This is a genomic window from Candidatus Methylacidiphilales bacterium (assembly GCA_028713655.1).
In the GTDB taxonomy this organism is placed as follows: Bacteria; Verrucomicrobiota; Verrucomicrobiia; order Methylacidiphilales; family JAAUTS01; genus JAQTNW01.
Window position 1 is genome coordinate 42,834 of the sequence record JAQTNW010000001.1, and the last position, 26,578, is coordinate 69,411.

A 26,578-nucleotide genomic window follows, 5' to 3' on the forward strand; every position below is an offset into this window, starting at 1 on the left:
AGGAAGATTGGAGTTGGTGCCAGATGCGTCCATCCCCCTGAAAAGGGGGAAAACAAGGGGGTTTTGCTGGCCACGAAGGAACAGAGCAGAAAGGCATTCGCACGCAGATGAAAATATTGCTGGTTACCGAAACGTTTCCTCCCGACATCAACGGAGTGGCCATGACACTCTCGCGTTTGGCGGACGAATTGAGCGCGCGCGGGCATGATCTGCTGGTGTTGCGACCGGGCAAACCGGAAGCGCATTCCGGAACCGGGAAAAGCTGGAAGGAAACGATGGTATGGGGCCTGCGTATTCCGGGTTATCCGGAGGCCCGGATTGGACTGACAAGCCGGTGGTCGTTAATTCGCCTTTTACGGCGTTGGAAGCCGGACCTGGCGCACATTGCAACCGAGGGTCCTCTGGGCTGGATGGCTTTGCGGGCCTGTGAGCATGAAAGATGCCCCGTTATTTCCAGTTTTCACACCAATTTTCATGAGTACACGCGGCACTATAAAGTCAGTTTCCTGGAGCGATTGGTTGAACACTATTTGTGCTCGTTTCACAATCGCACCCAGGCCAATCTCGCGCCCGATCAGGGGTTGATTGAAAGGCTCGAGAAGGCCGGGTTTCGCAACAACTGTTATTTTGGAAGAGGCGTGGATACGGTGCTTTTCAGCCCTGAAAAACGCGACCCGGCCTTGCGCGGGGAATGGGGTGTGGGCGAGGGAGACTCTGTTATTCTACACGTCAGCCGGGTGGCGGCGGAAAAGAACATTCCATTTGTCCTCGGAACGTATCGCCAGTTTCGGGCGCAGTATCCGGGCCTGAAAATGGTGGTGGTCGGGGATGGACCGGAACGACGCAGGCTGCGGAAACAATACCCGGAGGTGATTTTTACCGGGATGAAGATGGGGGAGGAGTTGGCGCGGCATTATGCTTCGGCTGATTTCTTCTTTTTTGCGAGCGAGACGGAGACGTTTGGCAACGTGATTACGGAATCGCTGGCCAGCGGTTTGGTGGTATTGGCGTATGACTATGCGGCGGGGCGCCAGTTCATACGCACAGGCGTAAACGGGTTTACCGTTCCTTTGGGTGATGCGCGTGATTTTCAGGCTTGCGCCGCCAATCTGCTGTCTAAAAGGGGAGGGGAATATCTGGCGGAGGTAAGGGCAGCCGCGAGGCGGACGGCCTTGCAGATACCCTGGAGCACGACGGTGGACCGCTATGAGGCGATTGTTCGATCTGTCCTGGATCTGGAGCCTAAGCCGGTTTGTGATACGTTAGATATGGCTCCAGCGGATTAAATCGAGACGTCCCAAGTGATTGTTTCAATATCTTATTATCTTTGAAACTTTTTTGTCACCTTGGGGTTTAATACTGGTGGCCTGAGCTCATGAGGGCTCGGATACATGAGTAACAAAATCAACCAAAGGACTTGCTGAATCTATGAATCGTATTCTCGCAAAAATGCTCTGTCTGGCTGTGTGCAGCCTTGGACTGTCCGCTGTGATCCATGCGGAACCTCCCGTCGGCCCCGGCCCGGACGGAAAATCCGGCCCGCGCAAGGAAATGATGGAAAAACACATCGAAAAAATGAAGGCAGACCTTCAATTGACCGATGATCAGGTGGCGAAATTGAAGGACATCTTTCAAAGCCACAAGGGTGATGCTGAAAAAATAAAGCAGGACACCGTGCTGACAAAGGAAGAAAAGCGCAAGCAACTGCAGCAGTTGAAAGAACAGGTGGACAACCAAATTAATGGCATCCTGACTCCGGACCAGCAGAAGAAATGGGCGGATATCAAGGCGCAGAACAAAGAAAAATGGGCGGAACGCCGCAAGGACAAGAAGCAGGGCGGGGATCAGACGCCTCCGCCTCCAGCTCCTCCCTCCACTTGAGGTAGTTCGAGTTGGCACTCAAAGGGCGGCCCATCCGGTTAAGGGATGAGGCCGTCCTTGTTGCGAGCGGCAAGGCTATGAGTTAACGGCGGTTGACCTCGGCGCCTCAATACGTATAATACACGTGTAAGAAAGAATTGCTATGATCAAGAAACTCACGATTACCGTTGATGAAGATGTTTACAAGGGGTTGCGGAAAAATATCGGCCCCCGAAAAATCAGCCGGTTCATCGAGACGCTTGTTCGTCCGCATGTCATAAAAAAAAGTCTGGATGACGCCTACAAACAAATGGCTCAGGACGAGAAAAGAGAGTTTGAAGCCTTGGAATGGGCCGAGGGCACATTGGAAGACAGTCATGCAGCGCGGTGAAGTTTGGTGGATTCGCATTGACAAGCCCACCGGTGGAGAGATTCAAAAGCGGAGGCCTGCAGTCATTGTCAGCAATGATGCATCAAATAAACACCTCAATCGGGTTCAGGTTGTTCCGCTCACAAGCAACATTGAGCACGTTTATCCGAGCGAAGCCTGCGTGGCTGTGAACCGTCGGCAAAGCAAGGCGATGGCGGATCAAATTGCCACGGTGAGCAAGCTCCGTCTCATTGAAAAAATGGGAAGAGTTTCAGAAGGCGATATGCACAGGATCGAAGGGGCGATACGAATCCAGCTTGATATGAATTAAGACGGAGGCGTTCTTTGTGAAGACCATCAAGTGCGACTTTCAGAGCCCTTCTTTTGTGACTTGGGCATCCGCGTGACCGTGTGAGAATCTTGGTGCGCCCGCTGCGGCGGACATCCCTCCATCAAAAACCTTGGGCGGGACGCCCAAGCCACATAGAAACGCATGCAATAAAAAGGGCGGCCGAGATGGCCGCCCTTTTTGGTTTCAGTCCAAAGGGGACCGAAATTAATCTTTGAGTGCCGCCTGCGCTGCCGCGAGGCGCGCGATGGGCACGCGGAACGGCGAGCAACTGACGTAGGTCAGGCCGATCTTGTGGCAGAACTTGACGCTGTCCGGGTCGCCGCCATGTTCGCCGCAAATGCCGAGCTTGATGTTCGGGCGGGTCTTCCGGGCCAGTTCGATGGCGATTTCCATCAGTTTGCCGACGCCGCTTTGATCCACGCTTGCGAACGGATTCTTTTTCACAATCTCGTGCTCCTGATAGGCCGGGAGGAACGAGCCGGAGTCATCACGGCTCATGCCCAACGTGGTTTGGGTCAGGTCGTTGGTGCCGAAGCTGAAGAACTCCGCGTCCTGGGCGATCTCGTCGGCCACAAGTGCGGCGCGCGGGATTTCAATCATGGTGCCGACGGAGTAGGAGAGCTTGACGCCCTTTTCCTTCTGCACTTCGGCGGCCACGCGATGGATGATTTCGATCTGGAGCTTGAGCTCTTTCGGGAATCCAACGAGAGGGACCATAACTTCGGGTTTCACGGAAGTACCTTCCTTTTGGACCTGCGCGGCAGCCTCGAAAATGGCGCGCGCCTGCATCTCGGAAATTTCCGGATAGACGATGCCCAAACGGCAGCCGCGATGGCCGAGCATGGGGTTGAATTCATGGAGTTCATGCACACGTTTGCTGATTTTGTCCGTGCTGATACCCATCTTATTGGCAAGGGCGTTTTGCGCAGCATGGTCGTGCGGCAGGAATTCGTGCAACGGGGGATCGAGCAGGCGGATGGTGGCGGGCAGCCCCTTGAGCGCGCGGAAGATGCCGATGAAGTCTTCCCGCTGATACGGCAGCAACTTGGCCAGCGCGTTCAGGCGGTTTTCCTTCTTTTCGGCCAGGATCATTTCGCGGACGGCGTCGATGCGGTCGCCTTCAAAGAACATGTGTTCCGTGCGGCAGAGGCCGATGCCGCTGGCGCCGAAGGCGATGGCATTTTCCGTCTGGTCGGGCGTGTCTGCATTGGTGCGGACCTGCATGCGGGTGGCCTGGGAGCACCATTTCATGAGTTGGGCAAACATCTGGTAAGTTTGGCTGTCTTTGGGATCGAGTGATTTCTCAATCAGGACCTGGATGATTTCCGAAGCAGCCGTTTTGATCTGGCCGGCATAGACTTCGCCGCGGGTGCCGTCGATGGAAAGGAAGTCGCCTTCATTGAATATCCGGCCGTTTACCGTGAGGGTCTTGGCGTTGTAATCGACATGCAACGCGCTGGCGCCACAAACGCAGACTTTGCCCATTTGCCGCGCCACGAGGGCGGCGTGCGAACTGACACCGCCGCGCGCGGTCAGGATGCCTTCGGCGGCGATCATGCCGCGCAGGTCTTCAGGGGAGGTTTCGACGCGGACGAGGAGCACTTTTTCACCCCGTTCGGCGGCTTCGACGACCCGTTCGGCATTGAAATAGATCTTGCCGGAAGCGGCGCCGGGCCCCGCGGGGAGGCCCGAGGCAATGACTTGGGCTGCCTTGACTGCATTGCGGTCGAAAACCGGAGCCAGCACCTGGTCGAGCTGTTCGGCCGGCACGCGGTTGACTGCGGTTTTCCAGTCGATGAGCTTTTCGCCGACCATTTCGCAGGCGATGCGCACGGCTGCGAGGCCGGTGCGTTTACCGTTGCGGGTCTGGAGCATGAAGACCTTGCCGTCTTGAATGGTGAACTCGAAGTCCTGCACGTCCTTGAAATGCTTTTCAAGAACGGTGCGGATGCGGTCGAGTTCCGCGAAGGCCTTGGGTTGGATGGCTTCAAGTTTGCGGACGGGATCGGGGGTGCGGACGCCGGCCACGACATCCTCGCCCTGGGCGTTCATGAGGAATTCCCCGTAGAACACTTTTTCGCCGGTGGCGGGGTCGCGGGTGAAGGCGACGCCGGAACCGGAATTTTCACCGGTATTGCCGAAGACCATGGCCTGGACGTTGACGGCGGTGCCCCATTCGGTGGGGATATTGTATTTGCGGCGGTACACGATGGCGCGATCGTTCATCCATGAACCGAACACGGCTCCGACGGCGCCTTTGAGTTGATCCAGAGGCTTGTCAGGAAAGTCTTTTCCGACGCGGTCATGGACCAGTTTTTTGAAGCGAGCCACGAGTTCTTTCAAGTCATCGGTGTTGAGCTTGGTGTCTTCGATGCTGTGATTGCCATAGCGTTCATCTTTGAGGTGGCCGATGACGCTTTCGAACGGGTCATGGTCTTCACTCGGAAGCCGTTGCACGCCGAGTACGACGTCGCCGTACATTTGCACGAAGCGGCGGTAGCAGTCCCATGCGAAACGTTCGTTGCCGGTGGCATGGGCGAGGGCGATGACGGTTTCGTCATTGAGGCCGAGGTTGAGGATGGTGTCCATCATGCCGGGCATGGAATCACGGGCGCCGGAGCGGACGGCAACAAGGAGCGGCATGGCGGAGATATCACCGAAGCGGGTGCCCATGGCTTTTTCCATGTTGGCGATGCCGGTCTCGATCTGGTTTTGCAGGGTCTTGGGATAGCTGCGTTTGTTGGCGTAGTAATAGGTGCAGACTTCCGTGGAAATGGTGAATCCGGGAGGCACGGGCAGGCCGATGCGGGTCATTTCCGCAAGATTGGCGCCTTTGCCGCCCAAGAGGGGCTTCATGGTTCCGTTGCCGTCGGCCTTGCCACTGCCGAAGTAGTAAACGTATTTGCCAGCCTTGGCTTTGGACGGGGCGGAGGAGGCTGATTTTTTTGCAGGTTTAGCGGCCTTTTTTGCCGATGTTTTTCCCGATTTGCCGGGTTTGGATGATTTCTTTGATTTCTTTGCCATAAGGTTTTATTTGGAGTTGAAGGTTGGACATTAAAAAGATCTTAAGGCGATTCTGCAAGTGGAAACGCGATGCTTTCTTTGCCTGACGCGGGGTATTAGTTTTTACCTGGCCGACCTTGGCAGGGCAAATAGGGTGGAAAACAGCTTCCGGAGATAGGGCGGGGTTGGCGTTCCAACCCGTTTCCTAGGAGCCCTTGGCGTTCACCAATTGGGTCATAAGCTGGCGGGTGCGCTGGCTGAGAATCGTCGCCAGATGCAGCATTAATATATTTCCAGACACCGGATTATCCCTCAGGAAGGAGGAAAACGATTCCGAGTCGATGCGCCAGATTTGCGAGAATTCAAGGGCGCGCACATGGGCGCTTGCGGGGCCGGGGTCGAAGATGGCAATTTCCCCAAAAGCTTCGCCTGCTTGAATGATGCCGACGACGATGTCGTCTTCGAGGCCGCTACGGCGGACTTCCAGTTTCCCGCTGATGACGAAGTAGAGGTGGCGTTGTTCGTCGCCCTGCCGGATCATGTCGTGGTCGGGTTGGAGGCCGAGAAACTCGCCATAGCTGGCCAGTAAATCGCGGTCTTCTTCCTTCAAATCAGCAACCCAGCCGACTGCGGGCAACATGGGGCGGTCAAAGGTGGAACTCATGGTGATCCCTATGTTTCCCAAGCATGAGGCCAAGGTCAACTCAATACGCGGGCGAAGCGCCGAAGCGAGGAAACTTGGCTTGAACCACCAAGACGCCAAGGCACCAAGGAAGGATAAAAATATTTTTGGGGGTAGGAACAAGCTGCGCCATCCCCCTGAAAAGGGGGAAGACAAGGGGGTTTGTGTTAGCCTGCATATTTCATGCTCTTTTCAATGGTCAACCTGTTAGCGCTGGGACGTAACAGTGGAAAGTCACGAGCCCATGTGGGTATAATTTCAGTGCCGTTAGCGGACTGAATCATACAGTTGGGTTTAGCCAAAGCTTTCACCCTGATTATATACCATGAGTCCCGAGTGCCAGAAACCTCGACTTTAAAATCTTTTCCCCAATTAGTTACAAAATCTAGTGGATTTTTTTGGACAGATTTTTGAACAATTTTTTGGGCGGCATTTTGGGCGATAAAAGGCTCAAAACCGTGCAAAAGTCCGCATGGCCTTGCACGAGTTTGCGAGGGGGCGGTCTTCCGTAAGTAACTGTAATTAAAGGGGAAGCAAGAAAATGCGCTCGAGAGGACTCGAACCTCCATGGTTTTACCCACTAGAACCTGAATCTAGCGCGTCTGCCAATTTCGCCACGAGCGCGTTGTTGCGAACGAAAATCCTACCCAAGGCCCCCCGCCCCCCGCAAGGAAAAATGGATTGGTTTAAAACTTCCCTCATGGAAGCCGACATCGAGTCCTATTCAACGGGGCGCGGCCCGTCCCGGCTGCGAGTTTTGGCAGCGTCCCGCTGCCTGGAGAAGCCTCAGAATCAAACGGGGCGTCTTGGCCGTTCGCTGTCCCCCAATCGCGACTTGTCCCCAGCCCGAATTTAAGCATGATGACAGCTTGAACACGGCGTTCTGAACAAATCGACTTCAGGCTCCAAAAAGGCATATAAAAATATGATCCCACGCACAATAATCTGGGCGCTTGTTGCAGTTGGCGCGTTTCCCGTGCTGATGCTGAGTTTTGTTGTGGCCTGGATGGTCACACTTTCCCCATTCTCCCGAGCAAATGGAGTGCCTTGGTATTACCGCTTTTCCGATGCCCTAATCACGAGCGGCAATCGACTGTCAATCGCTGGACACAGCATCATCGTTTATCCGCGCCTTTGGACCACCGTATTGGGCGTTGTTGGGCTGCTTTTTGTATTTATTTGCATTTATTACACCCTTCACGTCCCCTACAGAGGCGGGAAATAAAACTGGGCCATACTAGCACTTCGGAAGATAAATAATGAAACCTGAGAATGTAAAGACCCGACAGGATTTTGCCACTTACCTAGCAGCGTTACAGGCGGAGGGTACTTCATCCTGGGAGAACAACACTTTGGATAAGTTTTTAGGGGCCTTAGAAGCCTACACCAATGACATCGACGGATATTACAAAAACAATAAAATTGCTTTGGACCCATACAAAGCCTCTTGGCGAACTTTAGCTGACATTATTGAGGGCGCCAAGATCTACGAATAAGAAAATGAAATGGAGCTTTCCCGCATAACATTCCAAGGGCCAGAGATAACTGACTCTGAAATTCTGGCTCTGCTTCCCCGTGAGCTTGCAGAACTCCTTTCGCAGATTAACGGTTTCGTTCAATTTCATGGTGGCCTGCACGTCCGTGGTGCTTGCCGGGAACCTCTTTGGCACTCGATTCGCGAGACATGGCAAGGCGCGTCCGCTTTTCATCTGAATTATCCTGAGATAAAGTCAGACGATGTGCCATTTGCGCAGGACTGCATCGGTGACCAGTTTTTCTTGCGGGCAGACGTCGTCTTCCGACTACGCACAGAAACAGGTGACGTGGAAACTCTGGATTTGGATCTATACGGCTTTCTCGATGCAGCAGAAAAAGATCCGATTGATTTTCTCGGTCTTCATCCACTGATGCGCCATCAAACGGACGGAGGCACTCTTGAACCGGGACAGCTTCTTTCGATTTACCCACCTTATTGCACGAAGGAAGCAGCCAACGGTGTATCCATCCGCGCTATTCCCGCAACTGAACGGCTATCATTCCTAGCCGACTTTTACAGACAGATTGGCGGGCTTCCTGAAGGAACAAAGTTTAGAGTGAAGGTCACATGATGAGCTAGACGCTGCGTGGAAGGACAAAGAGGGCGCAAACCATCTTACCGGGGTAACTTCATACAAGACCGGTGAATCAGCGACACCAGAGGACTACGTGATAGAGCTCCTTCCAACCATTGATGAACACCACGGCGTGAATTCGCACAGTCCGCCTTATGACGCTGTTCTGATTTATGGAGTCACCAAATCCGAACGACTTCTGAAGGCTTTTCAGGGCCATGGTTTTTCTTTTCACGCCGCTTCCAGCGAAAGCATTGAATTTAGAAAGAATCCTGAAAAAAAGATTGGCGACTAACCATGAGCTACGATCTCTATTTTACGAGTCCGAAAATCTCCCGGGAAGAATTTACATCCTACTTCCGCAGCAGATCTTCTTACGAGGTCTCTGACCAGCAAGCACTTTATCAGAATCAGGACACAGGAGTTTATTTCTCTTTCGATTACACAGAGTCCGAACCTGTTGATGAGGGGGCCATCAAATCAAGTGCTGCGTTTAACCTCAACTTCTATCGTCCACATTTCTTTGCCCTGGAGGCCGTTGATGAAGTGACCGCTTTTGTCGAGCACTTCAAGTTTCTGATCCACGATCCTCAAAATGACGGAATGGAAAATGGACCATACTCCCCGGAGGTTTTTTTGAAGGGTTGGAATCACGGGAACGAATTTGGTTACGCCGCTGTATTGCAGCAGCATTACCGGCGAAGGATTAGCAGTTGATCAGATATTAAATACCGAGATCGTTCAGAAAATAAAAAAGTAAAAAAGCCTGCGAATCCCGCCTTGTCGCCGCACACCGGCACCCGAGATTATGGCGTTACCGGCAAATCCAAAAACAGCCTCGGGAAATAGGAATCCAGCACTTTGGCAGGGAAGGCCAGGGAAAGTTTCCCCTTGGGGCTTGGAGATTCCAGTAAACCCTCGTCCAACCCCAGTTTGATTACTTCCCGCGCCGCCGTTTCACCAAAGCCGGTGATTTCCTGGATCTTGGTGCGGGAAATCTCCCCTTCGACAACCAGCGCTTTCAGGACCCGCGCCAGGTGAGCTTTATGCTTGCGGATATGAGAGCCTTCAAGGGCCAGATATTTTTCCATCCGATCCATCAACCCAGGAAGATCCAGCACACTGCCCATGAATCGAATCTGGTCCAGAATCGTTTCCAGGAAAAACAGGCAAAATTCCGCCAAACCTTTTTCCGACAGGTTGCCCCGTCCATCGTAATCGTTCTCGCGCCCAAGATCGGCCCTGGCCAGAAAACTGTAGTATTTGTCTTTCTGGCGCGCCAAGCCTCGCGACAAAGTCCACAGCCCAAAGCCGTCCACACCGGCTTGAATCAGCCCGGCATGCGCGTACAACCGCACCACGCGGCCATTGCCGTCACCGAAAGGATGAATCCAAGCCAAACGATGATGCGCTGCCGCCAAAGCCACCAATTTGTCCGTCGGCAACATCCGGGCATTGCCGTAACACTCGGAAAAGCGATCCAAAAATTTGGACAGGAATGGATAATCCGGAGGCGTATGCTGTCCCACATTCACGTTGTAGGAACGCAAGCGGCCCGGTTCGATTTTGTAACGCTTGCCGCTTTCGGTCTGGCTCCAATGCAATTCTTCCGGGAGACGCCGGTAAAATTCACCATGCAGCCAGCAAAAAAAATCCTGGGTGTGAATCTCCACAGTCTCCCGTGCCAGCCGGTCCCGCATGAGCTTCTCGACTTCCATGTGGGCCACGCTCATGGCTTGGTTGTGTCGGGCGGCTTGGTTTTTTGAAAAATCTTTGCGCAGCGCCCGTTCAATATCCCGCGGCAAAGTTTTATGTCCTTCAATCAGGTTGGAATAATAACTGTTCATCTCCTGGACGAGAGTGACCACTTTTCCACGAACCACGGGGGATGGCAAAACCCGCTCCAGCCCTCCCGCTTCCCGCAAAATGGCGCAGCTTAATCCGGACAATTTGTAACGCCCGGAGTCGGGAAAAAGCGGCTCCATCGAGCGAGGTTCACGGGTTATATCGATTTTTTTGGCCATTTTGCGCGGATCTATTCGCGGATCGTTATATCACGCTATTCATTGGAAATCAATATCTTGTAGAATGGATAATGCCAGTTTATGCTCGTTTCGCGCGGATTTATTAACGCAAAACCCCTTCCAAGCACTTACCCTTGAAATACTTTCGCGCTGTCCATCAGACGTTCCAATTCTGAGCGCGGGATGCGCAGCTCGGCCAAAGCCCTGGATCGGCTTGATGCGGCCACGATAAACCTGCCGGTACGCGACAAACTATAAAAAGGAAGGTAACGGATCTTCGCATCTAATTCCACCCGGAAAACTTCCTCAGAGCGAGACTCAAGGCGAGGGTGAATTAGTGCAACTTGGCAACTGTTTGCCGACGATTTCAGTGTTTACGGAGCTTTTGCAATAGCACGAATGCTGTTTTTTTACCGGCCTATATTCACATAAAGCGTGAATCAATGAAAAAAGTGAACATAAAGACCTGGCTGTATGTGCGGGAAGACGTTCTGACCAGATTTCTTGAAACTACAGTCCCCATCAAACCGAGGCAGCATGCCGTGTGCTGGTTGATCTGGGACAGGTGCTGGCAGCGTTCCGCGATTGCTTGGTGGTCGTAGGCGGTTGGGTTCCAGATCTCTTGATGAAAAATGCGGATGAGCCACACATCGGAAGCATCGATGTGGATTCCATAGTACCCTTATTATTACCCTTATAAGGAAGTGCTACCTTTTGTCTTGTTTTCAGGGCCTTGCGGGTTTTGGATGCCAACTTTTTGATGCTTTTTGTGACAGTCTCTTGCGGATCTCGATCATTTCGGTGATTTCAACGAAATGATCCCCCTCATCGTCACGGGTTGTCAAAACTCGGCAAAAACAGGTCCCAAGGATTGGCTCAACAACATATTACTGACGCAAATCCTTCACGGTTTACTTCACGGTTGAGGCCTAAAAACAGGCAAACCGTGAAAGCTTGTGAAAAATCGATCTTTCGCAAGACGCTTATTTGCAACATGATGCAAAGAGATGAAAGCATGGAGAAGGTTGTTAGTCGATACCTGAATCTAGCGCGTCTGCCAATTTCGCCACGAGCGCGTTGTTGCGAACGAAAATCCTACCCAAGGCACCCGGCCCCCGCAAGGAAAAATGGTTCGGCCTAACCCGGATGGTTCACCCGCTTCTGAAAGCCCCTGCAAAGCGCCCAGCCGAAAGGCCGGGCAGAATCAGGGATGCATTCACATCCGGGTTAAATGCTCCCTGATGGAAGTTGAATCTAGGAAAAATGTGAATATTGCCAGAATGCCATCAACCGACACCCTACTTCCGACACTACGCTATTTCAGGCTTCCGCCCACGCCCTGGCTGCGCCAGTATGCCAGTTCCTATGCCGGAAAAACACGACGAAGAGTCCTTGCAACGCCTCTGGGAGGAATACCGCGGCGGCCTGCGGGATTTTGACGATATGAGCCTCGCCCGCTGGGCGGCGCAAACCCTGGGCCAGTTGAAGGGCCGGGTCTGGCGTTTGTCGCATCCTCTGGTGGGATTGCACCGGTTGCTCGCGCAGGAAACACAGCGTCGTTCCCTGCGGTTGCGCCGACTGGCCACCGCCCCGGCCGAGTATCCCGAAGCGCCCTGCTGTAACGCGCCGCTGCTGCCCCTTGTCACCCGCGATGTTCTGCATTCGGGCCTGATTTGCGAAACCTGCAGCCGCACAGCGATTGCATTCGGCGACATCCCCGGCGAATTTCAAACCGGGCTGCGGAATTGGGCCGAGCAATATGATAAAGTACATGCCGTGGCCCATTGGAATGAGAACGAAAAGCTGGCCTGCCTGAATTACGAACAAAGCTACAACGAGGCTGCGGAACAGGCGGAAAATCTTTTGAGCGAACTCGCTTCCCACATTCTCCCGCCCATGCTGGATGTTTACCCGGCCATGGTCTGGGAAGACAACGACGAATGTCTCGATGTTCGGCCGGATGACATTGAAATTACGAGAGCGGGGCTGTAAATAACCAAAGTAGAATTCAGGATTCAGAATTCAGAACATAGTTTTATCCGTTTCCATCCGCGTTAATCCGCGGTTCAAAATGTTTTCGTGACGCCTGCGACGCGAAAGCCCATTTCTTCCAGCAATTGGCAGACGCGGGCCGGTTGGTCGCCTTGAATCTCGATCTCGCGCCCGCGCAAGGTTCCGCCGCAGCAGCAAGCCTTGCGAAGATCGCGCGAAATTTTTTCGATTTCCTCGTCTGAAACAGTTTCAGGAATATCTCCCACCACCACCACGGTCTTGCCGCCGCGATGCGCCGTCTCGCGCCGTAACACCACGCGCCCGCGCTTTGCCGGCATGGCCCCGGCTTTTTCCGGGATCGATTCCACATTCGCCGGACCCGGAGGCAGACCGCTCAACTCCAGGCTTTGAAACGGGTTCTGCAACCCGCCGCTTGGCCCGGTCACGTCGATTTTTGAAGCAGGATCCTTTTTGCTCATTTTATCTGTGTTTATCCGCGTCAATCCGCGGTTCCAAAACTTCACGATCTTTTCCAAAGGCTGGCTTGCGCGACGCTCCATTGGAATTTTCGGGCATGTTCGCGGATCAGAAAAGGCATTTCCTCCATGCGCAGCAGCTTGAATTCGCTTCCAAGGCAATGCGAAAGTCCCTCCAGTGTTGTGACAGGCTTTCCATCCCGCAACATGCCGCCCAGCCATGCGGACTGGAGCGTGAACTCTTCCATCCAACTGCACGGAGTGGTAATCAAAATCCGGCCGCCGCTCCTCAACAAGCCCGGCAATTGCCGCAGACAGGCTTCCGGGTTCGGTACGCGGCAAAGCAGGTTTGACAGCAAAATACAGTCGAACTGGCCCAGATCCTTCGGCAACCGGCAGGCATCTCCTTCGCGGAACTCGACCCGTTCCGGATGGCTCACAGAAGGGCGCTTCGCAATCAAACGGGTTGTTACAATCCCTTCGTCCAACCGTTCGTACGACAATTCGCCTTCTTTTTGAATCGTGCGCGCTGCCTTGATAAAACGCGCCGAGCGGTCGATCCCCACCACTTTCTCAAATGTGCCGGAAAGTTCAAACGCGGCCCGGCCCACAGCGCAGCCAAGATCCAAAGCGCGCCCAAAGGCGGAGGATTCACGCAGGCAGGTTTGGGCGCAACGCAGGGGGAAATCCAGCGCTTCCGCAGGCCCGAAATCCCAGGGCAAGATTTCCCGGCGGCTGCCATAGTGCAGCAGCAGGTATTCGCTGAGCAGCTTGTCGGTTTCGTAGATGCCGGACATTGGACGCCAATCAGGCCGGGGCGGGCGCCATGTCTTCGACCAGCGAGTTCAAGTAAGCTGCCGGCTCGTAATTCTCGATGAGGACTTCCATTTTCCCGTTTCGCATCATTCGGACCTGAGGCACTTGGATTTCAGGCGTCTTGTGCGGCGCGAACAGAATGTCGTCGTGGGTGGCGTTTTTGGCGCTGGCAAATTTGTCAGGCGTCAAATGCCCGCCTAAATGATCGCTCCGCCCCGTGGCGACGTGGACGGTGCCCCGCACTTTTTCGTCCTGGATGTCGCGTCCAGAAAAGGGGAGCAGTTGCGTTCCAAAACCGAGTTCCCCGATTTCTCCCGTCACGGGGTCGGAAATGATTTTGTTTTGGTGATCGCTGATGGTCTGCAAATTGCCTTTGATCAGGGACACATTCACAATCCGTCCGCCCTGGACTTTCATCAGGCCCAGCGTACCGTCCTCGTATTTCATCGGGAAATGGCCCTCGGCCCCGGACGGCACGAAATACACCTCGCCCGCGGGCAGGTTGGCCACATCGGGCTTCTTGCCCCGGCAAAGCCCGTGGCTCTTTTGCGCTTCCTGCTTGTTAAGCAAGAGCCGCAGGGTGTAGGGCCTGCCCTCCACCGCATAATCGATTTCCACCCAGTCGGCCCGGGTCATTCCGAGGCGCAGTTTCTCGGCTTCCACGCTGACTTCCTCGTAGTTGACCGAAAGCCCGGTTTCCAGAATTGTTTTGTTGACGCCATGCAGCGTGGCGCCGCGAAACCCGAATTTCTTCGCGGAGGCGGTGAGGGGCGCCGTGGCGGAATAGGTGCTGATGCAAAGGATGATGTTGTAGTGTGGATAGATGTCCCGCACGAAGCTGAGTTGCCGCCCGTCTGGGGCGTAAACTTCATCGGCCATGTCCAGATTGCTGCCGCCGGTGATTTTGTAGGCGTAAAATTCGCCGCCCTCCAGGCCGAGTTCCTTGAGCACGCCCTTTTTCAGCCCCTGATAAAAAATATCGTGCGCGTAGCGCTGGATTGTCAGTTCCGGGTTGTTTAAGAAATTGAAGTCGAACACCTCTTTCGGGTCGGCAAGGTCGATCAGGATGCAGACTTTTTCGCCTTTTTCGGGTTTAAAAACGGTGTCCAAGAGGCGTGGCAAACTGAATGGCGGGAAGGAGGAGGGGATTTGAATCATGTTAAGTTGGGTTTGAGTTGGCCGGTGAAGGCTGTATTATTATCCGCTACAAACCAAATTTTGCAAATCACAACCCATGAATTCCATGAAAAACCCCGCCCATCTCGAAGACCTCATTTCCTTCCTGCGCCACCCCAGCATCTCCACCGATCCCGCACATAAAAATGACGTGGCCGCCTGCGCAAAGTGGGTGAATGAGAAACTCACAAGCATCGGGTTGGACAGCCGGATTTATCCCACTCCGGGGCATCCCGTGTTGGTGGCGCGAAACCGGCATCAGCCCGGACGCAAGACCGTCCTGATTTACGGGCATTACGATGTCCAGCCGGTGGACCCGCGTTCGCTCTGGGCACACGATCCGTTTGAACCGCGAATCCAGAACGGCCGCATCACAGCCCGGGGCGCCACCGACAACAAAGGACAAATCCTTTCCCATATCCTTGGGGTGCAAGAAACCCTTCACGAGAAAAAAGATCTGCCGGTGAATTTGATCTTCCTCATCGAGGGCGAGGAGGAAGTCGGCAGCCCCAACCTGGCCGCCTTTTTGCAGGAACACCGCAAGGAACTGGCGTGCGACATCGTTGCCCTCTCCGACACTGGAATGATCGAGCCGGGCCGGGGGACATTGACGTACGGCCTGCGCGGGATCACTTGCATGGAAGTGCGCATCACGGGGCCGGACAAAGATTTGCATTCGGGAATTTACGGCGGTGCGGTGGGTAATCCACTGACGGTGCTGAGCCGTTTGATGGCCACCCTGCATGATACGTCGGGGCGGGTGGCGATTGACGGATTCTATGACTGCGTCAAGCCGCTGGAAACGTGGGAGCGCGAAGCCTGGAGCAAGCTGCCGTTCCATGATTCGGATATTTTGCGGCTTACAGGAGTTCCCGCCCTGGCTCCCGAAAAGGGCTACAGTGCCGTGGAATCCACATGCGGCCGGCCCACAGCCGAACTCAACGGCCTCTATGGCGGCTATCAGGGCGAAGGATCCAAAACCGTCATTCCTTCTTTCGCGGTTGCCAAGCTCAGCTTTCGCCTGGTGCCGGACCAGGACCCGGAACTGATCTTCGAACTCGCCTCTGGTCACTTAAAAAAGCATTGCCCGCCGTCCGTCCGCCTGGAACTGATCAACCAACATTCCGGAAGCGCTTATGTGGCCGATCCGCATTCGGCATTCGGCCTTGCCGCCCAGTCAGCGCTGCGCAAAACTTTCCCCGGGAAAGAGCCCGCCCTCGTGCGGGATGGGGGCAGCGTCCCGATTGTGGCGGACCTCAAGCGCATTCTTGGGGCCGATTCCCTCCTGTTGGGGCTGGCCCTGCCGGATGCGCGCATCCATTCGCCGAACGAAAATTTTCCGCTGGAAAATTTCGAAGGCGGCATCCGGCTGAACCGGGCCTTGCTGGAGGAAATTGCAGGAGTCTAACCCGGATGTTTCACACGCTTCTGAAAACCTCAGCAAAGTGTCCTGCTCCAAAGTGTGGCAGGAACTGGGGTGCAGGAACATCCGGGTTACATAGCCTGCATATGCCCAACTCGTATCTTTCCGCTGTTACGTCCCGGCGCTAACAGGTTGACCATTGAAATGAGTATGAAATATGCAGGCTAAGCCAGGGTAATTTTACCGCAAAGTACGCCAAGGAAAGCAAAACCCCCTTGTCTTCCCCCTTTTCAGGGGGATGGATGCAGCTTGAATTCGAGTTTCAGGTCGTGGATTTTTAATCTGCGTTTATCCGCGTTCATCTACGGTTAAAAAGTTTTTAGCTTATTTCAATTTTTCAAGCGCGCTTATGAAGGCCTGGGGTCCGCCGGGCATGTAACCCAGTTCTCCCACTTTATTTCCGCCGGAGTTCAGTACTATAATGGTCGGATACCCTTGTATGCCGTATTGCTGGGCCAGTTTTTGATTGGCCTGCTTTTGGTCATCCGATTGATGCCGGGTGCGTGGAAAATCCACCTGCAACAGTACCAGATTTTTCGCCGCATAGGCGGCAAATTCCGGAGTCGAAAATACTTCCCGATCCAGTTTCATGCACCAGCCGCACCAGTCCGACCCGGTGAAGTCGATAAGCACCTTTTTGTTCTCATTTTTGGCCTTGGCCAAAGCGGCGGGAGAGCTGGTCAGCCAGTTCAGGCTGGATTCCGCGGCAGAGGAGAGGGCCGGGCTGAGAATCGTGGCGGCAAACACTGTGGCAAGACACAACAGGAATTTGGATTTCATATAAAAATAGGATACCGAAGGAAGGAATTTATTCCAGCCGTAAAACCCAAAATTATTGTAACAATTGCGCAAATTAGTCGTTTTCTTTTCCCGGTCGGGACCTATCTTTTTTGTCTGTGAGTTATCAGGTCCTAGCCCGCAAATACCGGCCCCGCACCTTTGCCGAAATCATCGGCCAGGAACATGTCGTCAAAACCCTCAGCAACGCCATCGCCACCGGGCGCATCGCCCACGCGTTTCTTTTTGTCGGCCCGCGCGGGATCGGCAAAACCTCCACCGCCCGCATCCTGGCCATGGCCCTGAATTGCAAGGGCGGACCAAAGGCTGATTTTGATCCGGATGATGATCTCTGCCGCGAAATCTCCGAGGGCCGGAGCATGGACGTGCTTGAAATCGACGGAGCCTCCAACAATGGCGTGGAACAGGTCCGCGAACTGCGCGACAACGTCCAGTACGCCCCCGCCCGCGGAAAATTCAAAATATACATCATCGACGAAGTACACATGCTGAGCGCGGCCGCCTTTAACGCCCTGCTCAAAACGCTCGAAGAACCGCCGGCGCATGTAAAATTCATCTTTGCCACCACCGAGCCACACAAGGTTTTGTCCACCATCCTTTCCCGTTGCCAGCGCTTTGATCTCAAACGCATTTCGGACAAGGATATCGTCAAGCAGCTCAAACTCATCGCGGAAAAGGAAAAGATCAAAATCAGCGACGCCGCACTCCGGCTGCTGGCGCGCAACGCCGAGGGCGGCATGCGCGACGCGGAATCGGCCTTTGACCAGCTCATCAGTTTTTGCGGAAGCTCCATCGAGGAAAAGGATGTGCTCGAAATTTTCGGCCTGACCGGCCCGCAGGAAATCTGGGAACTGGCGGAAGCCGTCCAGTCCGGAGAAGACGAAGTTGCGCTGCAAAAACTGCGTGCTTTGGTCGAGCGCGGCAAAGACCTGTCCCGGCTCAGCCAGCAGCTCCTCCGTTATTTCCGGAACCTGCTTGTTTATGTGATTTCGCCTGAAATTTCGCAGGAAGAGCTTGAGCCGGATGAAGCCCGGCATTTTGCGAACCTCAAGCCTTTGCCCGCGCGGGACCTGATTCTGGCGCTCATCGATGAACTGGTCCGCCTTGAGGAAAAAATCCGCTATGCCCTGGTCAAGGAAGTACTTTTTGAAATCACATTGATCCGCATGACCCGGCAACGGCAGCGCGTTTCCATCGAGGAAATTCTGGGCTACCTGGCCAGGGGCGGCCCTGCGCCCTCCCTGTCAGCGCCTGCGGCGGACTCGTCGGCACCCGCTACGCCTGTGAAACCGGTCCCGACGGCGGCACTCCGCGCAGCCACCCCGACACCTGCCCTGGCATCAAAGCCCGCGGCCATTCCGGAACCCAGATCCGCTCCCGCTGTCCCGAACGGCGCAACGCCGGAGGAACTCTGGTCCCGCGCCATTGAGCCTATCAAGAAAAAAGAGCTTGTTTTGCGCCGGGCGCTCGATTTTTGCGAGTTCAAGGGTCTGGAGGGCGGCCGCTTGAAAGTAAAACTTGTCGCCTCCAAGGCGATGCTGGAGGCCATCCAGAATTCCCAGCAACTCAAGGATGCCCTTGCCAAAGCCTTTGGACCGGACGCCGGCCTGGACATCGACTTTTCCGAGCGCGCGCCGGACACACAGGCTGTAGAGGCTCCGCCCGTCCCTGCCGGAACGGAAAGCCCGGCGAAGCCGACATCGGCATCGGCTTCGGCTGCCGGCGTCAAAACGTTGTCGAAAGCCGAGTTTGAAAATGATCCGCTGATCCAGGAGGCGCTCAAGGCGTTTGACGCCCGGATCGTGGCCATCAAACAGGACTAACCCGGAAATTTTACACTTCACGGAGAACCTCATTTATGAACATTGCGAAAATGATGAAGCAGGCCCAGAAAATGCAAGCCGACATGCAGCGGATGCAGGAGGAACTGGCAAAACAAACTTTTGAGGGCAGTGCCGGGGGCGGCGTGGTCAAGGCCGTTGCGGGTGGCGACGGTGAACTCAAGTCCATCACCATTTCTCCCGAAATCCTGAAAGACGGCGATGTTGAGATGCTGCAGGACTTGATTGTCACCGCTGTGCGTGAGGCCTCGGACAAAGGCAAGCAGGCGGCCCAGTCCCAGATCTCGCAGCTCAGCTCCGGTCTTGGGCTTCCAGGGCTTGGCTGATGCGCCCGCAGCCCGGCCTCCAATTGGCTTATGCTTGACTATCCTCCCGCTGTTCGCCGATTAATGGAAGCGCTCCGGCGGCTCCCGTCCGTCGGACCGCGAAGCGCGGAGCGGCTCGCCCTGCATATCCTGAAATCCGGCTCCGACCCGGCCCGTTCCCTGGCCGAAAGCATTCTGGAAGCGGGAAGCGTGGTCCGGCCCTGTGCCAACTGCGGTTTTTTTTCACAGGAACCCCTTTGCGACCTGTGCCGGGATTCCACGCGCATTTCCAAACTGCTTTGCGTGGTCGAGCAGGCCACCGATGTGCTGGCTTTTGAAAAAAGCGGCGGCTTCAAGGGACTGTATCATGTTCTGGGAGGCTGCCTTTCACCCTTGGACGAAATCGGGCCGGAAGAGCTCAACATTCCCCGTTTGCTCAAGCGGATTCGCGAGGAATCCGTGGAGGAAGTGATTCTCGGGTTGAATACCGATGTCAAAGGCGAAACCACGACCCTCTACCTTGCGCACGAGATCCACGCGCTGGGCGTCAGGGTAACGCGCCTGGCCACCGGCATTTCCGTTGGCGGCGCGCTCGAATACGCCGACAGCGCAACGCTCGGGCATGCGCTTAAAGACAGGAAGCCCATATGATTCACCGCAGAGGCACAGAGGGCGCAGAGTTTAACGTGCCCCTGTTAAAACAAGGCATTCAACGGATTATTCCAACTCAATCTCAATCCTCCGCGTCCTCCGCGTCTCTGCGGTGAACTCCCCATGAAAATCTCAACGATATTTTTTGACCTCGGCAAGGTGTTGATCGATTACGATTTCAACATCGCTTTCAAGCGCATTGCGGAGCGCTCTCCTCTGGACCTCGAGCATTTGGAAAGCAGGGCTTATTCGGACTATCCTCTCATTGACGACTACGAATCGGGCCGTATCTCAACCCCGGATTTTTTCGCCGCAATGAAAAAGCACCTTGAGTTCGGCGGAACGATCGAAGAGCTGGAACGAATCTGGTGCGATGTCTTCACGCCAATCCCGGACCACATTCTGTACGCCCGCCAGCTTTCAGAATATTATCCGCTGGCCCTCATTTCCAACACATCCGACGCCCACATCCGCTTCGTCGAAGCCGCCTACGATTTCTTCCCCGTCTTCCAAAAGCGCATTTATTCCTATCAAGTGGGCTGCATGAAGCCCAGGCCGGAGATCTACCAATTCGCCCTTCAGGAAATGAACGCGGACAAGGTCGAAGCCCTGTTCATCGATGACCGCGAGGACAACATTGAAGGCGCCGCCAAACTCGGCTGGCAGACCATCCACCTGCGTCCGGACGTGGATCTCCGCCTGGCCCTGCGCAGCTACGAACTGCAGGGTATTTAAGCCCCAAGACAAAAAACATTTTAATGCCAAGTCGCCATGCGCTTGGCGGCGCACGTCCGCCACAGGACGGACTCGCCGTGGTGAGCAAAGACGCTAAAAATACCTCTTTTAACCGCTGATCACGGAGATTCCCGAAGATAAAAACCAGACGCTTAAAACTTAAGGCTTAAAACTTGGAAAGAACCACGGATAAATACGGATATACGCTGATGGGAAATCCGAGGCTTAATATTTAAAACTTGATATTACAGGAAGATCGCGAAGGACGCGGAGGAAAATCCGGGAGAATCCCGAATTCAGAATTCAGTAACTTGAAACTGAACACTTGCTTGCCACGCCATAGTCCGACAGCGGACGGACGAAGGCGGGAAACTTACAAATTCATGGTTTTTCAAAAAGAAGACAGACGGGCGCGGAGAGGGTGAGGGAGTAAGGCGTGGGTGAGATTTGGCCGGAGACCGGATCGATTTTATAGTTGCAGATCAAATTTGCTTTTTGCCCCGCGGCAAGCAGCCAGCGTCCGCTGGGATCGATGGCAAAATCGCGCGGGATGGCCGGGACACCGGGTGTGTTCGCCGCCCAGGCGAGCCGTCCATCGATGCCGATTGTAAATTGTGTAATCGAAGCGTGGCTGCGGTTGGAAACGTAGAGCCACTTGCCATTGGGATGAATGCGGATGGCGGCGCTGCCCGAACCGGATGCGGGAACATCCTTGGGCAGGGAAGACAGTGTTTGGAACGGAGTGAGCGCCCCGGAAACTTTATCAATGGCAAGCGCCGTCACCGTCATGCTTCTCTCGTTAACCACATAGGCAAAGGGCGCACCGGGAAGAAATGCAAGATGGCGCGGTCCTGCTCCCGAGGGGACGCAAACAAATGGGGGATTGTTAGGTGTCAGGTTGCCCGTTGCGGCGTCAAAATGATAACTCCAGATTTTGTCCGTGCCCAGATCGCAGGCATAAACGAAGCGATTGCCCGCACTGGTATAAATGGAGTGCGCGCGGGACTTGGTTCGTTCTTGCGGGTCCAGGCCGAAACCGCTGAGCGGAATCAGCAAGGCGCGTTCGCCGAGGGAACCGTCGGCTTTGACTGGAAACGCGGCAATCGAGCCGCCGTCATAATTCGCAACGAACACCGTGTGCTCAGTGTCGTCGAGGCTGACATAACAAGGACTGTCGCCACCCGTGGATTGAGCATTGAGGCGGGTGAGCAGTCCGTTGCTTTCGACCTGGAAGGCTTCCACGGTGTGGGCCGGTGTTTCGTTGACTGCATAGAGGAACTTGTTGTCGTGGGTGAGGGCAAGATAACTCGGGTTGGCGGTTTCGGCGGCGAGCATGGGTGCCGCAAGCGCGCCGGTTCCGGTGTTGAGCGTGCTGCGGTAGATGCCGCGGCTCGGATTCGGCGTGTTGGTATAGGCGCCGATATAAAAAGGAATTTCAGTAGCGCTCAGCGTATATGGAAGGATAAGGCCGAGGAGCAAGTGAAGGAATCGAATTTCCATGTAAGAGGACTGTGGAAGCGGGAATGCTGTCTGCCAAGCCGGTTTTCGCCGACAGTTTAAACTTCTGGCTTCTTAATTTTCAGTTTCTTCCCCATGCTTCCTTTTTATGCGCATCCTGGGAATCGATCCCTCCATTCGCTGCACGGGTTATGCCGTCATCGAGACCATTGGCAAACAAACCAAGGCCCTGTGCTTCGGCAACATTCCGAACCCGGCCTCACGCGCGCCTGAAAAATGCCTCCTGGCCATTGCCGAGGGCCTGCGCGAAGTCATCGCCGCCCATCATCCGGAGCAGGCAGCCATGGAAAAAATCATCTATGTGCAAAGCGTTCGCACCGCCATCATCATGGGATCCGCCCGCGGCGCGGCTCTGATTGCAGTCGCGGAAGCGGGCCTGTCCCTTACCGAATACCCGGCCAAGCTCATCAAAAAAGCGGCCACCGGCTATGGCTCCGCGCAAAAGCAGCAGGTCGGTTTCATGATGCGCGTGTTGCTGGGCCTCACCCGGACGCCGCAGGCGGATGAAGGCGATGCCCTGGCGGTTGCCTTGACACATGCCCGGGCCTCCACATTGCCCGCCGCTTCAACCCTCCGGAAAAAACAAATCCACCCTTGAAACCGGCTGCCGGAAACTTCAAACTCCACCCGTGATTTCATTTCTCCGCGGCAAGCTGACCGAGTCCCTCCCCACGCGCGTTGTTCTCGACGTGCGGGATGTCGGCTACGAAATTTTCATCCCGCTTAGCACATTTGAAAAACTGCCGCCGCCGCCGGCCGAAGTCACCCTGTTGACGGTTCTCAGCATCCGCGAAACCGAACATGTGCTGTACGGTTTTTTGACGCGCGACGAACGCGATCTTTTCCTTTTGCTGATCCATCACGTTTCCGGTGTCGGCCCCAAGATCGCCCTGGCCATTTTAAGCGGCTCCTCCACCGCGCAGTTTAAGACAGCCGTGGTCCATCAGGACCTGGCCACTCTTTCCAGAATCAAGGGCGTGGGCAAAAAAACGGCGGAACGCATCGTCGTGGAACTGAAGGACAAAGTCGGCATTTCGGGGGCCTGGCAGGCTGCTGTGGAGAATCAAACGCTTGGTCCGGAGCAGCAAAAGACAAACGACGCCCTGCTCGCCTTGCTTGCGCTGGGTTACAAACAACAGGATGCCCTCAAGGCCATTGCCGAAACCGGCATCAAAGGTTCCGTGGAAGAAATCATCCGCGACGCCTTGAAGAAACTGTAATCACGGCTTTCTTGCGCCCGGATTAATTCCGCATAGAGTGAAGCCATGTCCGAACCTGCGCTAAACCAGTTCAACCGTGATGACGAACCGGCTGATCCGTTCGATCAATCCCTGCGCCCTGGCACGATGGACGAATTCACCGGCCAGCCCAAGGCCAAGGAACGCCTCGAGGTCATGATCCAGTCGGCCAAAATCCGCGGCGAGGCGCTGGATCACATCCTGTTGAGCGGACCGCCCGGCCTCGGTAAAACCACGCTGGCCCACATCCTCGCCAAGGCCATGGGCGTCCAAATCCGGATCACCTCCGGGCCGACGCTGGAAAAGGCAGGCGACCTCGCGGGGCTGCTCACCAGCCTCGAACCCAACGATGTGCTTTTCATTGACGAAATCCACCGCCTGAACAGCACCATCGAAGAATATCTCTACCCGGCGATGGAAGATTTCCGGATCGACATTGTCATCGACCAGGGCCCGAGCGCCCGCAGCGTCTGCCTGAATCTGCCGCGTTTCACGCTCGTAGGCGCCACAACCCGGCCAGGCATGTTGAGCGCCCCGTTGCGCTCGCGCTTCGGCATCGCAAACCGGCTCGAATATTACGACGCCGATTCCCTGGCAACCATCGTGCGGCGCTCCTCAAAATTGCTGGAGCTGACGCTGGCGGACGACGCGGCGCGCGAAATCGCCTGCCGCTCGCGCGGAACGCCGCGCATTGCCAACAACCTGCTGAAATGGGTGCGCGACTTCGCGATAGTGAAGTCGGACGGAAAAGTCACGCGCGACGTGGCCGACCAGGCGTTGACGATGCTGGAGATCGACCGCCACGGGCTGGATGAAATGGACAAACGAATTTTGGAGACTCTGATCCTGAAATTCCAGGGCGGGCCGGCCGGGTTGGGCTCCCTGGCGGTCGCCGTGGGTGAGGAAGCCGGAACTCTGGAAGAAGTGCATGAGCCCTATCTCATTATGGAAGGCTACCTGGCGCGCACCCAGCAGGGGCGCATTGCGCAGCCTCTGGCGTATGAACGGCTCGGGCTGAAACTCAAGCCAAGTCAAAACCAGCTTCTGTAAATAATCAATTAAGGCTTTTATTTTATTCAAAAAGATGAAATTATCATTGAATAATGATTCAATTTACATCATAATCTTAGCATGAGAATTACGGTTGATATCGAAGATTCTGTTTTAAAGGAGCTCAGCGCGTTGACGGGCGAAACCAAAAAGAGCCCCGCTGTGGCCAAAGCTGTCACGGAATTTGTCAGGCGGCAGCGGGCCAGGGAATTTGGCCGTTTGTTGATGGAAGGCGATTTTGCGAACGCCTTTGAACCCGCTTTTGACCCCGAAAAACAGGACAAATAACCGTGGTCCTGGTGGATTCCTGTGTCTGGATTGAAGCAAGCCGGGAGCGGGGCGACTTGCACGTCAAACTGGCGCTCCGGGCTCTCTTGGACGAATACGAAGCGGCCTATTGCGGGCCGGTCAAACTCGAAGTATTGGGCGGCGCCCGGAATGAAAAGCGCAAAGCCCTGTCGTATTTTTTTGAGGCGGTACCCTATTTGGCGATGCCGGAAATCATTTGGGATGATGCTAAAAACATTTCCTGGCGTTTGCGCGACGCGGGCCAGGCCATTCCCTGGAACGACATATTGATTGCCTGCATAGCCTTGAAACAACGCTGCCGGGTCTATTCCATTGACGCCCATTTCCAAGCTCTCAGCGAAAAATGCGGGCTTTTGCTCTACCAACCCGGCTACGGGGGGAAATACCAGCGCGACGTTGAGGGTTGAGCTAACATTTTTTTCTGAGCGAATGAAAGCATCATTTTTACAGGAAGAGCCTGCATATGCCCAGCTCGTGTCTTTCCGCTGTTACGTCCCGACGCTAACAGGTTGACCATTGAAATGAGTATGAAATATGCAGGCTAAGGACGCATAAAACCGGAACTGAACCACGGATAACACGGATAAAAATCTTACTCCAACTCCATCTCAAACTCTTGAAAACCAGCACAGGAACAGAGATGTCGTGAGCGCTGACTCCGACACTCGTCGCGAGTAAAAGGCGCGGATTTCATACCAGCTTGGGGTGAAACCCCAGGAACCCCGGCACATAACATGCCTCAAGCCCTGAAAAGGAGTCCTATTCTTGTCCAATAGCCCGTTGCTTCAAAGCTTGTCAAGGGTGTTCTGGGCTCCAGAAATGGAACAGGCTGTCATCAAACGTAAATTGATAAGCGATGTAACACTGAAAATCCACCGGGCCGTCAATGGAACGGCCCACTGAGAAGAGCAAATGATGCCGGCTGTTTAAATCAACGACGGTACCGATGTTGAACGCCGTATTGTCGCTCCCACTGGTTTGCATGGCCGTCTGGTGATAGATTTCCGCGCCAACGAGAACGTTGGTCAAAACCTGTTTTTGTAACACTGCACCGGCAAATTTCCAATTTTGATTGCCGGCGCCGGAATTGATGCCGTAGCCACCGCCACCATAAGCCGTCCATGAACCCCAGCTTTTTTGCAGCCATAGCGGAAGGAATTCCTGCGGGCTGCCGTTACCAAGATTGTCTTTGGCGCTGCCGGTGGAAACTTCCAGCAAAGGGCAAAACCCAACCTGCGGCATATACTTTGTTTCCTGGATAAAACGATACTTCACGCCCAACTCCGTATCGCCATAACCGTAATGTGCGCTGCCCTGCCTCGGCGCGTTGTAAGCCAGAGGCGCGCCCAGATGAAGTTGCAGGTTGGGAATGGCGCCATAATTTAATTCCATGCGCGGTGCAGTGCCGAACCAATCACCGGCAGTACTGAAGTTTTGGGATGCCAGATAAAATTCCCAATGTTGATATTCTCCAGGCTCCGGATCGTCCGTGACAAAAGGAGACCCCGCCAGCACTTCCATCGTGCAGAGGCTTAACAGCAGAACCATGAGAAATCCCGTCTGGATTCTTGGCATGGCTCTAATCATCAGAAAATTTTTCAGTAAAACAAGGCTTCACCCTTCACTTATATCCATGCAAGCCATGTGCTCCTCGGGTGATCAAACAACCACCTAGGCCATGCGCCCGTGCAGAGTCGAACTGCAAACCTTCTGATCCGTAGTCAGATGCTCTATCCAATTGAGCTACGGGCGCGTGAAAGAGTGAAGATCATAGGCAAAGCCGCCCCCTCCGCGCAACCCTCAAAATCAAGGTTTTTACCACTAGCCCGGATGCCTCACGCGCTTCTG

Annotated in this window: 27 protein-coding genes and 2 tRNA genes; 18 read left to right on the forward strand and 11 right to left on the reverse strand. The window is 54.7% G+C overall.

From position 1 onward, the window contains the following. Positions 1 to 107: 107 nt before the first annotated feature. The 4 genes from PHD76_00215 (at position 108) to PHD76_00230 (ending at position 2,561) form a co-directional block, all read left to right on the forward strand. The gene (locus PHD76_00215) at positions 108 to 1,286 is read left to right on the forward strand and encodes a glycosyltransferase family 1 protein (protein MDD5260251.1); all 1,179 of its coding nucleotides are present in this window, start codon (positions 108 to 110) and stop codon (positions 1,284 to 1,286) included. A 142-nt stretch (positions 1,287 to 1,428) separates the two neighbouring features. After that, complete coding sequence (locus PHD76_00220; GenBank protein MDD5260252.1) at positions 1,429 to 1,881, forward strand: hypothetical protein; 453 nt, start codon at positions 1,429 to 1,431, stop codon at positions 1,879 to 1,881. A 142-nt stretch (positions 1,882 to 2,023) separates the two neighbouring features. Next, the gene (locus PHD76_00225) at positions 2,024 to 2,251 is read left to right on the forward strand and encodes a hypothetical protein (GenBank protein ID MDD5260253.1); all 228 of its coding nucleotides are present in this window, start codon (positions 2,024 to 2,026) and stop codon (positions 2,249 to 2,251) included. After that, complete coding sequence (locus tag PHD76_00230; protein MDD5260254.1) at positions 2,238 to 2,561, forward strand: type II toxin-antitoxin system PemK/MazF family toxin; 324 nt, start codon at positions 2,238 to 2,240, stop codon at positions 2,559 to 2,561. Before PHD76_00225 ends, PHD76_00230 begins: the two co-directional genes overlap by 14 nt. A gap of 225 nt (positions 2,562 to 2,786) precedes the next feature. Here PHD76_00230 and ppdK read toward each other — a convergent pair whose 3' ends face one another. The 3 genes from ppdK to PHD76_00245 form a co-directional block, all read right to left on the reverse strand. Beyond that, entirely contained in the window at positions 2,787 to 5,606 is a 2,820-nt protein-coding gene (ppdK, locus tag PHD76_00235; protein MDD5260255.1) for a pyruvate, phosphate dikinase, read from the reverse strand. A gap of 184 nt (positions 5,607 to 5,790) precedes the next feature. Next, positions 5,791 to 6,249, reverse strand: coding sequence for a cyclic nucleotide-binding domain-containing protein (locus tag PHD76_00240; GenBank protein ID MDD5260256.1), 459 nt, complete (start codon positions 6,247 to 6,249; stop codon positions 5,791 to 5,793). Between the two features lie 560 nt (positions 6,250 to 6,809). Beyond that, a tRNA-Leu gene (locus tag PHD76_00245) sits at positions 6,810 to 6,891 on the reverse strand. Positions 6,892 to 7,526: 635 nt separating this feature from the next. Here PHD76_00245 and PHD76_00250 point away from each other — a divergent pair. The 3 genes from PHD76_00250 (at position 7,527) to PHD76_00260 (ending at position 9,095) form a co-directional block, all read left to right on the forward strand. Continuing rightward, a complete protein-coding gene (locus tag PHD76_00250) occupies positions 7,527 to 7,763 on the forward strand; it encodes a hypothetical protein (GenBank protein MDD5260257.1) in 237 nt (78 codons plus the stop codon). A 9-nt stretch (positions 7,764 to 7,772) separates the two neighbouring features. Further along, positions 7,773 to 8,375, forward strand: a complete 603-nt coding sequence (locus PHD76_00255; protein ID MDD5260258.1) for a hypothetical protein — start codon at positions 7,773 to 7,775, stop codon at positions 8,373 to 8,375. 300 nt (positions 8,376 to 8,675) lie between these two features. Beyond that, positions 8,676 to 9,095 (forward strand): hypothetical protein, encoded by a 420-nt coding sequence (locus PHD76_00260; GenBank protein ID MDD5260259.1) that lies wholly within the window; start codon positions 8,676 to 8,678, stop codon positions 9,093 to 9,095. Positions 9,096 to 9,184: 89 nt separating this feature from the next. On the opposite strand, the gene PHD76_00265 is transcribed toward PHD76_00260, so the two are convergent. After that, a complete protein-coding gene (locus tag PHD76_00265) occupies positions 9,185 to 10,402 on the reverse strand; it encodes a Fic family protein (protein MDD5260260.1) in 1,218 nt (405 codons plus the stop codon). 1,365 nt (positions 10,403 to 11,767) lie between these two features. Between PHD76_00265 and PHD76_00270 the strand changes: the two genes are divergently transcribed. Continuing rightward, positions 11,768 to 12,394 (forward strand): hypothetical protein, encoded by a 627-nt coding sequence (locus PHD76_00270; protein MDD5260261.1) that lies wholly within the window; start codon positions 11,768 to 11,770, stop codon positions 12,392 to 12,394. Between the two features lie 74 nt (positions 12,395 to 12,468). On the opposite strand, the gene PHD76_00275 is transcribed toward PHD76_00270, so the two are convergent. The 3 genes from PHD76_00275 to PHD76_00285 are packed head-to-tail and all read right to left on the reverse strand — an operon-like array spanning position 12,469 to position 14,844. Further along, complete coding sequence (locus PHD76_00275) at positions 12,469 to 12,873, reverse strand: translation initiation factor (protein ID MDD5260262.1); 405 nt, start codon at positions 12,871 to 12,873, stop codon at positions 12,469 to 12,471. Positions 12,874 to 12,914: 41 nt separating this feature from the next. Then, on the reverse strand, positions 12,915 to 13,667 hold the full coding sequence (locus PHD76_00280) for a putative 4-mercaptohistidine N1-methyltransferase (GenBank protein ID MDD5260263.1): 753 nt from the start codon (positions 13,665 to 13,667) through the stop codon (positions 12,915 to 12,917). 10 nt (positions 13,668 to 13,677) lie between these two features. Further along, positions 13,678 to 14,844 (reverse strand): hypothetical protein, encoded by a 1,167-nt coding sequence (locus tag PHD76_00285; GenBank protein ID MDD5260264.1) that lies wholly within the window; start codon positions 14,842 to 14,844, stop codon positions 13,678 to 13,680. A gap of 85 nt (positions 14,845 to 14,929) precedes the next feature. On the opposite strand from PHD76_00285, the gene PHD76_00290 reads away from it, so the two are divergent. Next, positions 14,930 to 16,270 carry a dipeptidase gene (locus PHD76_00290; GenBank protein ID MDD5260265.1) on the forward strand — a complete coding sequence of 447 codons (1,341 nt, stop codon included), beginning with the start codon at positions 14,930 to 14,932 and terminating at the stop codon, positions 16,268 to 16,270. Between the two features lie 339 nt (positions 16,271 to 16,609). Here the strand turns inward: PHD76_00290 and PHD76_00295 are convergent, their stop codons facing one another. Then, positions 16,610 to 17,065 (reverse strand): thioredoxin family protein, encoded by a 456-nt coding sequence (locus tag PHD76_00295; GenBank protein MDD5260266.1) that lies wholly within the window; start codon positions 17,063 to 17,065, stop codon positions 16,610 to 16,612. Between the two features lie 116 nt (positions 17,066 to 17,181). Here PHD76_00295 and dnaX point away from each other — a divergent pair, with 116 nt between their 5' ends. From dnaX to PHD76_00315, 4 genes are all read left to right on the forward strand, one after another. Next, complete coding sequence (gene dnaX, locus PHD76_00300) at positions 17,182 to 18,906, forward strand: DNA polymerase III subunit gamma/tau (protein ID MDD5260267.1); 1,725 nt, start codon at positions 17,182 to 17,184, stop codon at positions 18,904 to 18,906. A 35-nt stretch (positions 18,907 to 18,941) separates the two neighbouring features. Then, a complete protein-coding gene (locus tag PHD76_00305) occupies positions 18,942 to 19,250 on the forward strand; it encodes a YbaB/EbfC family nucleoid-associated protein (GenBank protein ID MDD5260268.1) in 309 nt (102 codons plus the stop codon). A gap of 30 nt (positions 19,251 to 19,280) precedes the next feature. Continuing rightward, on the forward strand, positions 19,281 to 19,880 hold the full coding sequence (gene recR, locus PHD76_00310) for a recombination mediator RecR (protein ID MDD5260269.1): 600 nt from the start codon (positions 19,281 to 19,283) through the stop codon (positions 19,878 to 19,880). A gap of 123 nt (positions 19,881 to 20,003) precedes the next feature. Beyond that, complete coding sequence (locus PHD76_00315; GenBank protein ID MDD5260270.1) at positions 20,004 to 20,615, forward strand: HAD family phosphatase; 612 nt, start codon at positions 20,004 to 20,006, stop codon at positions 20,613 to 20,615. Positions 20,616 to 20,996: 381 nt separating this feature from the next. Here PHD76_00315 and PHD76_00320 read toward each other — a convergent pair whose 3' ends face one another. Beyond that, positions 20,997 to 22,115 carry a lactonase family protein gene (locus PHD76_00320; GenBank protein ID MDD5260271.1) on the reverse strand — a complete coding sequence of 373 codons (1,119 nt, stop codon included), beginning with the start codon at positions 22,113 to 22,115 and terminating at the stop codon, positions 20,997 to 20,999. Between the two features lie 106 nt (positions 22,116 to 22,221). Here PHD76_00320 and ruvC point away from each other — a divergent pair, with 106 nt between their 5' ends. The 5 genes from ruvC to PHD76_00345 all read left to right on the forward strand — a co-directional run bounded on the left by ruvC (position 22,222) and on the right by PHD76_00345 (position 25,137). Continuing rightward, positions 22,222 to 22,731, forward strand: coding sequence for a crossover junction endodeoxyribonuclease RuvC (gene ruvC, locus PHD76_00325; GenBank protein MDD5260272.1), 510 nt, complete (start codon positions 22,222 to 22,224; stop codon positions 22,729 to 22,731). Then, positions 22,670 to 23,353 (forward strand): Holliday junction branch migration protein RuvA, encoded by a 684-nt coding sequence (gene ruvA, locus PHD76_00330; GenBank protein ID MDD5260273.1) that lies wholly within the window; start codon positions 22,670 to 22,672, stop codon positions 23,351 to 23,353. Before ruvC ends, ruvA begins: the two co-directional genes overlap by 62 nt. A gap of 45 nt (positions 23,354 to 23,398) precedes the next feature. Continuing rightward, positions 23,399 to 24,421, forward strand: coding sequence for a Holliday junction branch migration DNA helicase RuvB (gene ruvB / locus PHD76_00335; GenBank protein MDD5260274.1), 1,023 nt, complete (start codon positions 23,399 to 23,401; stop codon positions 24,419 to 24,421). 81 nt (positions 24,422 to 24,502) lie between these two features. Then, positions 24,503 to 24,709 (forward strand): type II toxin-antitoxin system VapB family antitoxin, encoded by a 207-nt coding sequence (locus PHD76_00340; GenBank protein ID MDD5260275.1) that lies wholly within the window; start codon positions 24,503 to 24,505, stop codon positions 24,707 to 24,709. A gap of 2 nt (positions 24,710 to 24,711) precedes the next feature. Further along, a complete protein-coding gene (locus tag PHD76_00345) occupies positions 24,712 to 25,137 on the forward strand; it encodes a PIN domain-containing protein (GenBank protein MDD5260276.1) in 426 nt (141 codons plus the stop codon). Between the two features lie 388 nt (positions 25,138 to 25,525). Here the strand turns inward: PHD76_00345 and PHD76_00350 are convergent, their stop codons facing one another. Both PHD76_00350 and PHD76_00355 read right to left on the reverse strand, forming a co-directional pair. Then, positions 25,526 to 26,305 (reverse strand): hypothetical protein, encoded by a 780-nt coding sequence (locus PHD76_00350; protein ID MDD5260277.1) that lies wholly within the window; start codon positions 26,303 to 26,305, stop codon positions 25,526 to 25,528. 104 nt (positions 26,306 to 26,409) lie between these two features. Further along, positions 26,410 to 26,483, reverse strand: a tRNA-Arg gene (locus PHD76_00355). Between the last annotated feature and the right edge of the window lie 95 nt (positions 26,484 to 26,578).

Coding starts and splice junctions, on each gene's coding strand:
- PHD76_00215 (MDD5260251.1), top strand. CDS start 108: ATGAAAATATTGCTGGTTACCGAAACGTTTCCTCCCGACATCAACGGA.
- PHD76_00220 (MDD5260252.1), top strand. CDS start 1,429: ATGAATCGTATTCTCGCAAAAATGCTCTGTCTGGCTGTGTGCAGCCTT.
- PHD76_00225 (MDD5260253.1), top strand. CDS start 2,024: ATGATCAAGAAACTCACGATTACCGTTGATGAAGATGTTTACAAGGGG.
- PHD76_00230 (MDD5260254.1), top strand. CDS start 2,238: ATGCAGCGCGGTGAAGTTTGGTGGATTCGCATTGACAAGCCCACCGGT.
- ppdK (MDD5260255.1), bottom strand. CDS start 5,606: ATGGCAAAGAAATCAAAGAAATCATCCAAACCCGGCAAATCGGGAAAA.
- PHD76_00240 (MDD5260256.1), bottom strand. CDS start 6,249: ATGAGTTCCACCTTTGACCGCCCCATGTTGCCCGCAGTCGGCTGGGTT.
- PHD76_00250 (MDD5260257.1), top strand. CDS start 7,527: ATGAAACCTGAGAATGTAAAGACCCGACAGGATTTTGCCACTTACCTA.
- PHD76_00255 (MDD5260258.1), top strand. CDS start 7,773: ATGGAGCTTTCCCGCATAACATTCCAAGGGCCAGAGATAACTGACTCT.
- PHD76_00260 (MDD5260259.1), top strand. CDS start 8,676: ATGAGCTACGATCTCTATTTTACGAGTCCGAAAATCTCCCGGGAAGAA.
- PHD76_00265 (MDD5260260.1), bottom strand. CDS start 10,402: ATGGCCAAAAAAATCGATATAACCCGTGAACCTCGCTCGATGGAGCCG.
- PHD76_00270 (MDD5260261.1), top strand. CDS start 11,768: ATGCCGGAAAAACACGACGAAGAGTCCTTGCAACGCCTCTGGGAGGAA.
- PHD76_00275 (MDD5260262.1), bottom strand. CDS start 12,873: ATGAGCAAAAAGGATCCTGCTTCAAAAATCGACGTGACCGGGCCAAGC.
- PHD76_00280 (MDD5260263.1), bottom strand. CDS start 13,667: ATGTCCGGCATCTACGAAACCGACAAGCTGCTCAGCGAATACCTGCTG.
- PHD76_00285 (MDD5260264.1), bottom strand. CDS start 14,844: ATGATTCAAATCCCCTCCTCCTTCCCGCCATTCAGTTTGCCACGCCTC.
- PHD76_00290 (MDD5260265.1), top strand. CDS start 14,930: ATGAAAAACCCCGCCCATCTCGAAGACCTCATTTCCTTCCTGCGCCAC.
- PHD76_00295 (MDD5260266.1), bottom strand. CDS start 17,065: ATGAAATCCAAATTCCTGTTGTGTCTTGCCACAGTGTTTGCCGCCACG.
- PHD76_00305 (MDD5260268.1), top strand. CDS start 18,942: ATGAACATTGCGAAAATGATGAAGCAGGCCCAGAAAATGCAAGCCGAC.
- recR (MDD5260269.1), top strand. CDS start 19,281: ATGCTTGACTATCCTCCCGCTGTTCGCCGATTAATGGAAGCGCTCCGG.
- PHD76_00315 (MDD5260270.1), top strand. CDS start 20,004: ATGAAAATCTCAACGATATTTTTTGACCTCGGCAAGGTGTTGATCGAT.
- PHD76_00320 (MDD5260271.1), bottom strand. CDS start 22,115: ATGGAAATTCGATTCCTTCACTTGCTCCTCGGCCTTATCCTTCCATAT.
- ruvC (MDD5260272.1), top strand. CDS start 22,222: ATGCGCATCCTGGGAATCGATCCCTCCATTCGCTGCACGGGTTATGCC.
- ruvA (MDD5260273.1), top strand. CDS start 22,670: ATGCCCGGGCCTCCACATTGCCCGCCGCTTCAACCCTCCGGAAAAAAC.
- ruvB (MDD5260274.1), top strand. CDS start 23,399: ATGTCCGAACCTGCGCTAAACCAGTTCAACCGTGATGACGAACCGGCT.
- PHD76_00340 (MDD5260275.1), top strand. CDS start 24,503: ATGAGAATTACGGTTGATATCGAAGATTCTGTTTTAAAGGAGCTCAGC.
- PHD76_00350 (MDD5260277.1), bottom strand. CDS start 26,305: ATGCCAAGAATCCAGACGGGATTTCTCATGGTTCTGCTGTTAAGCCTC.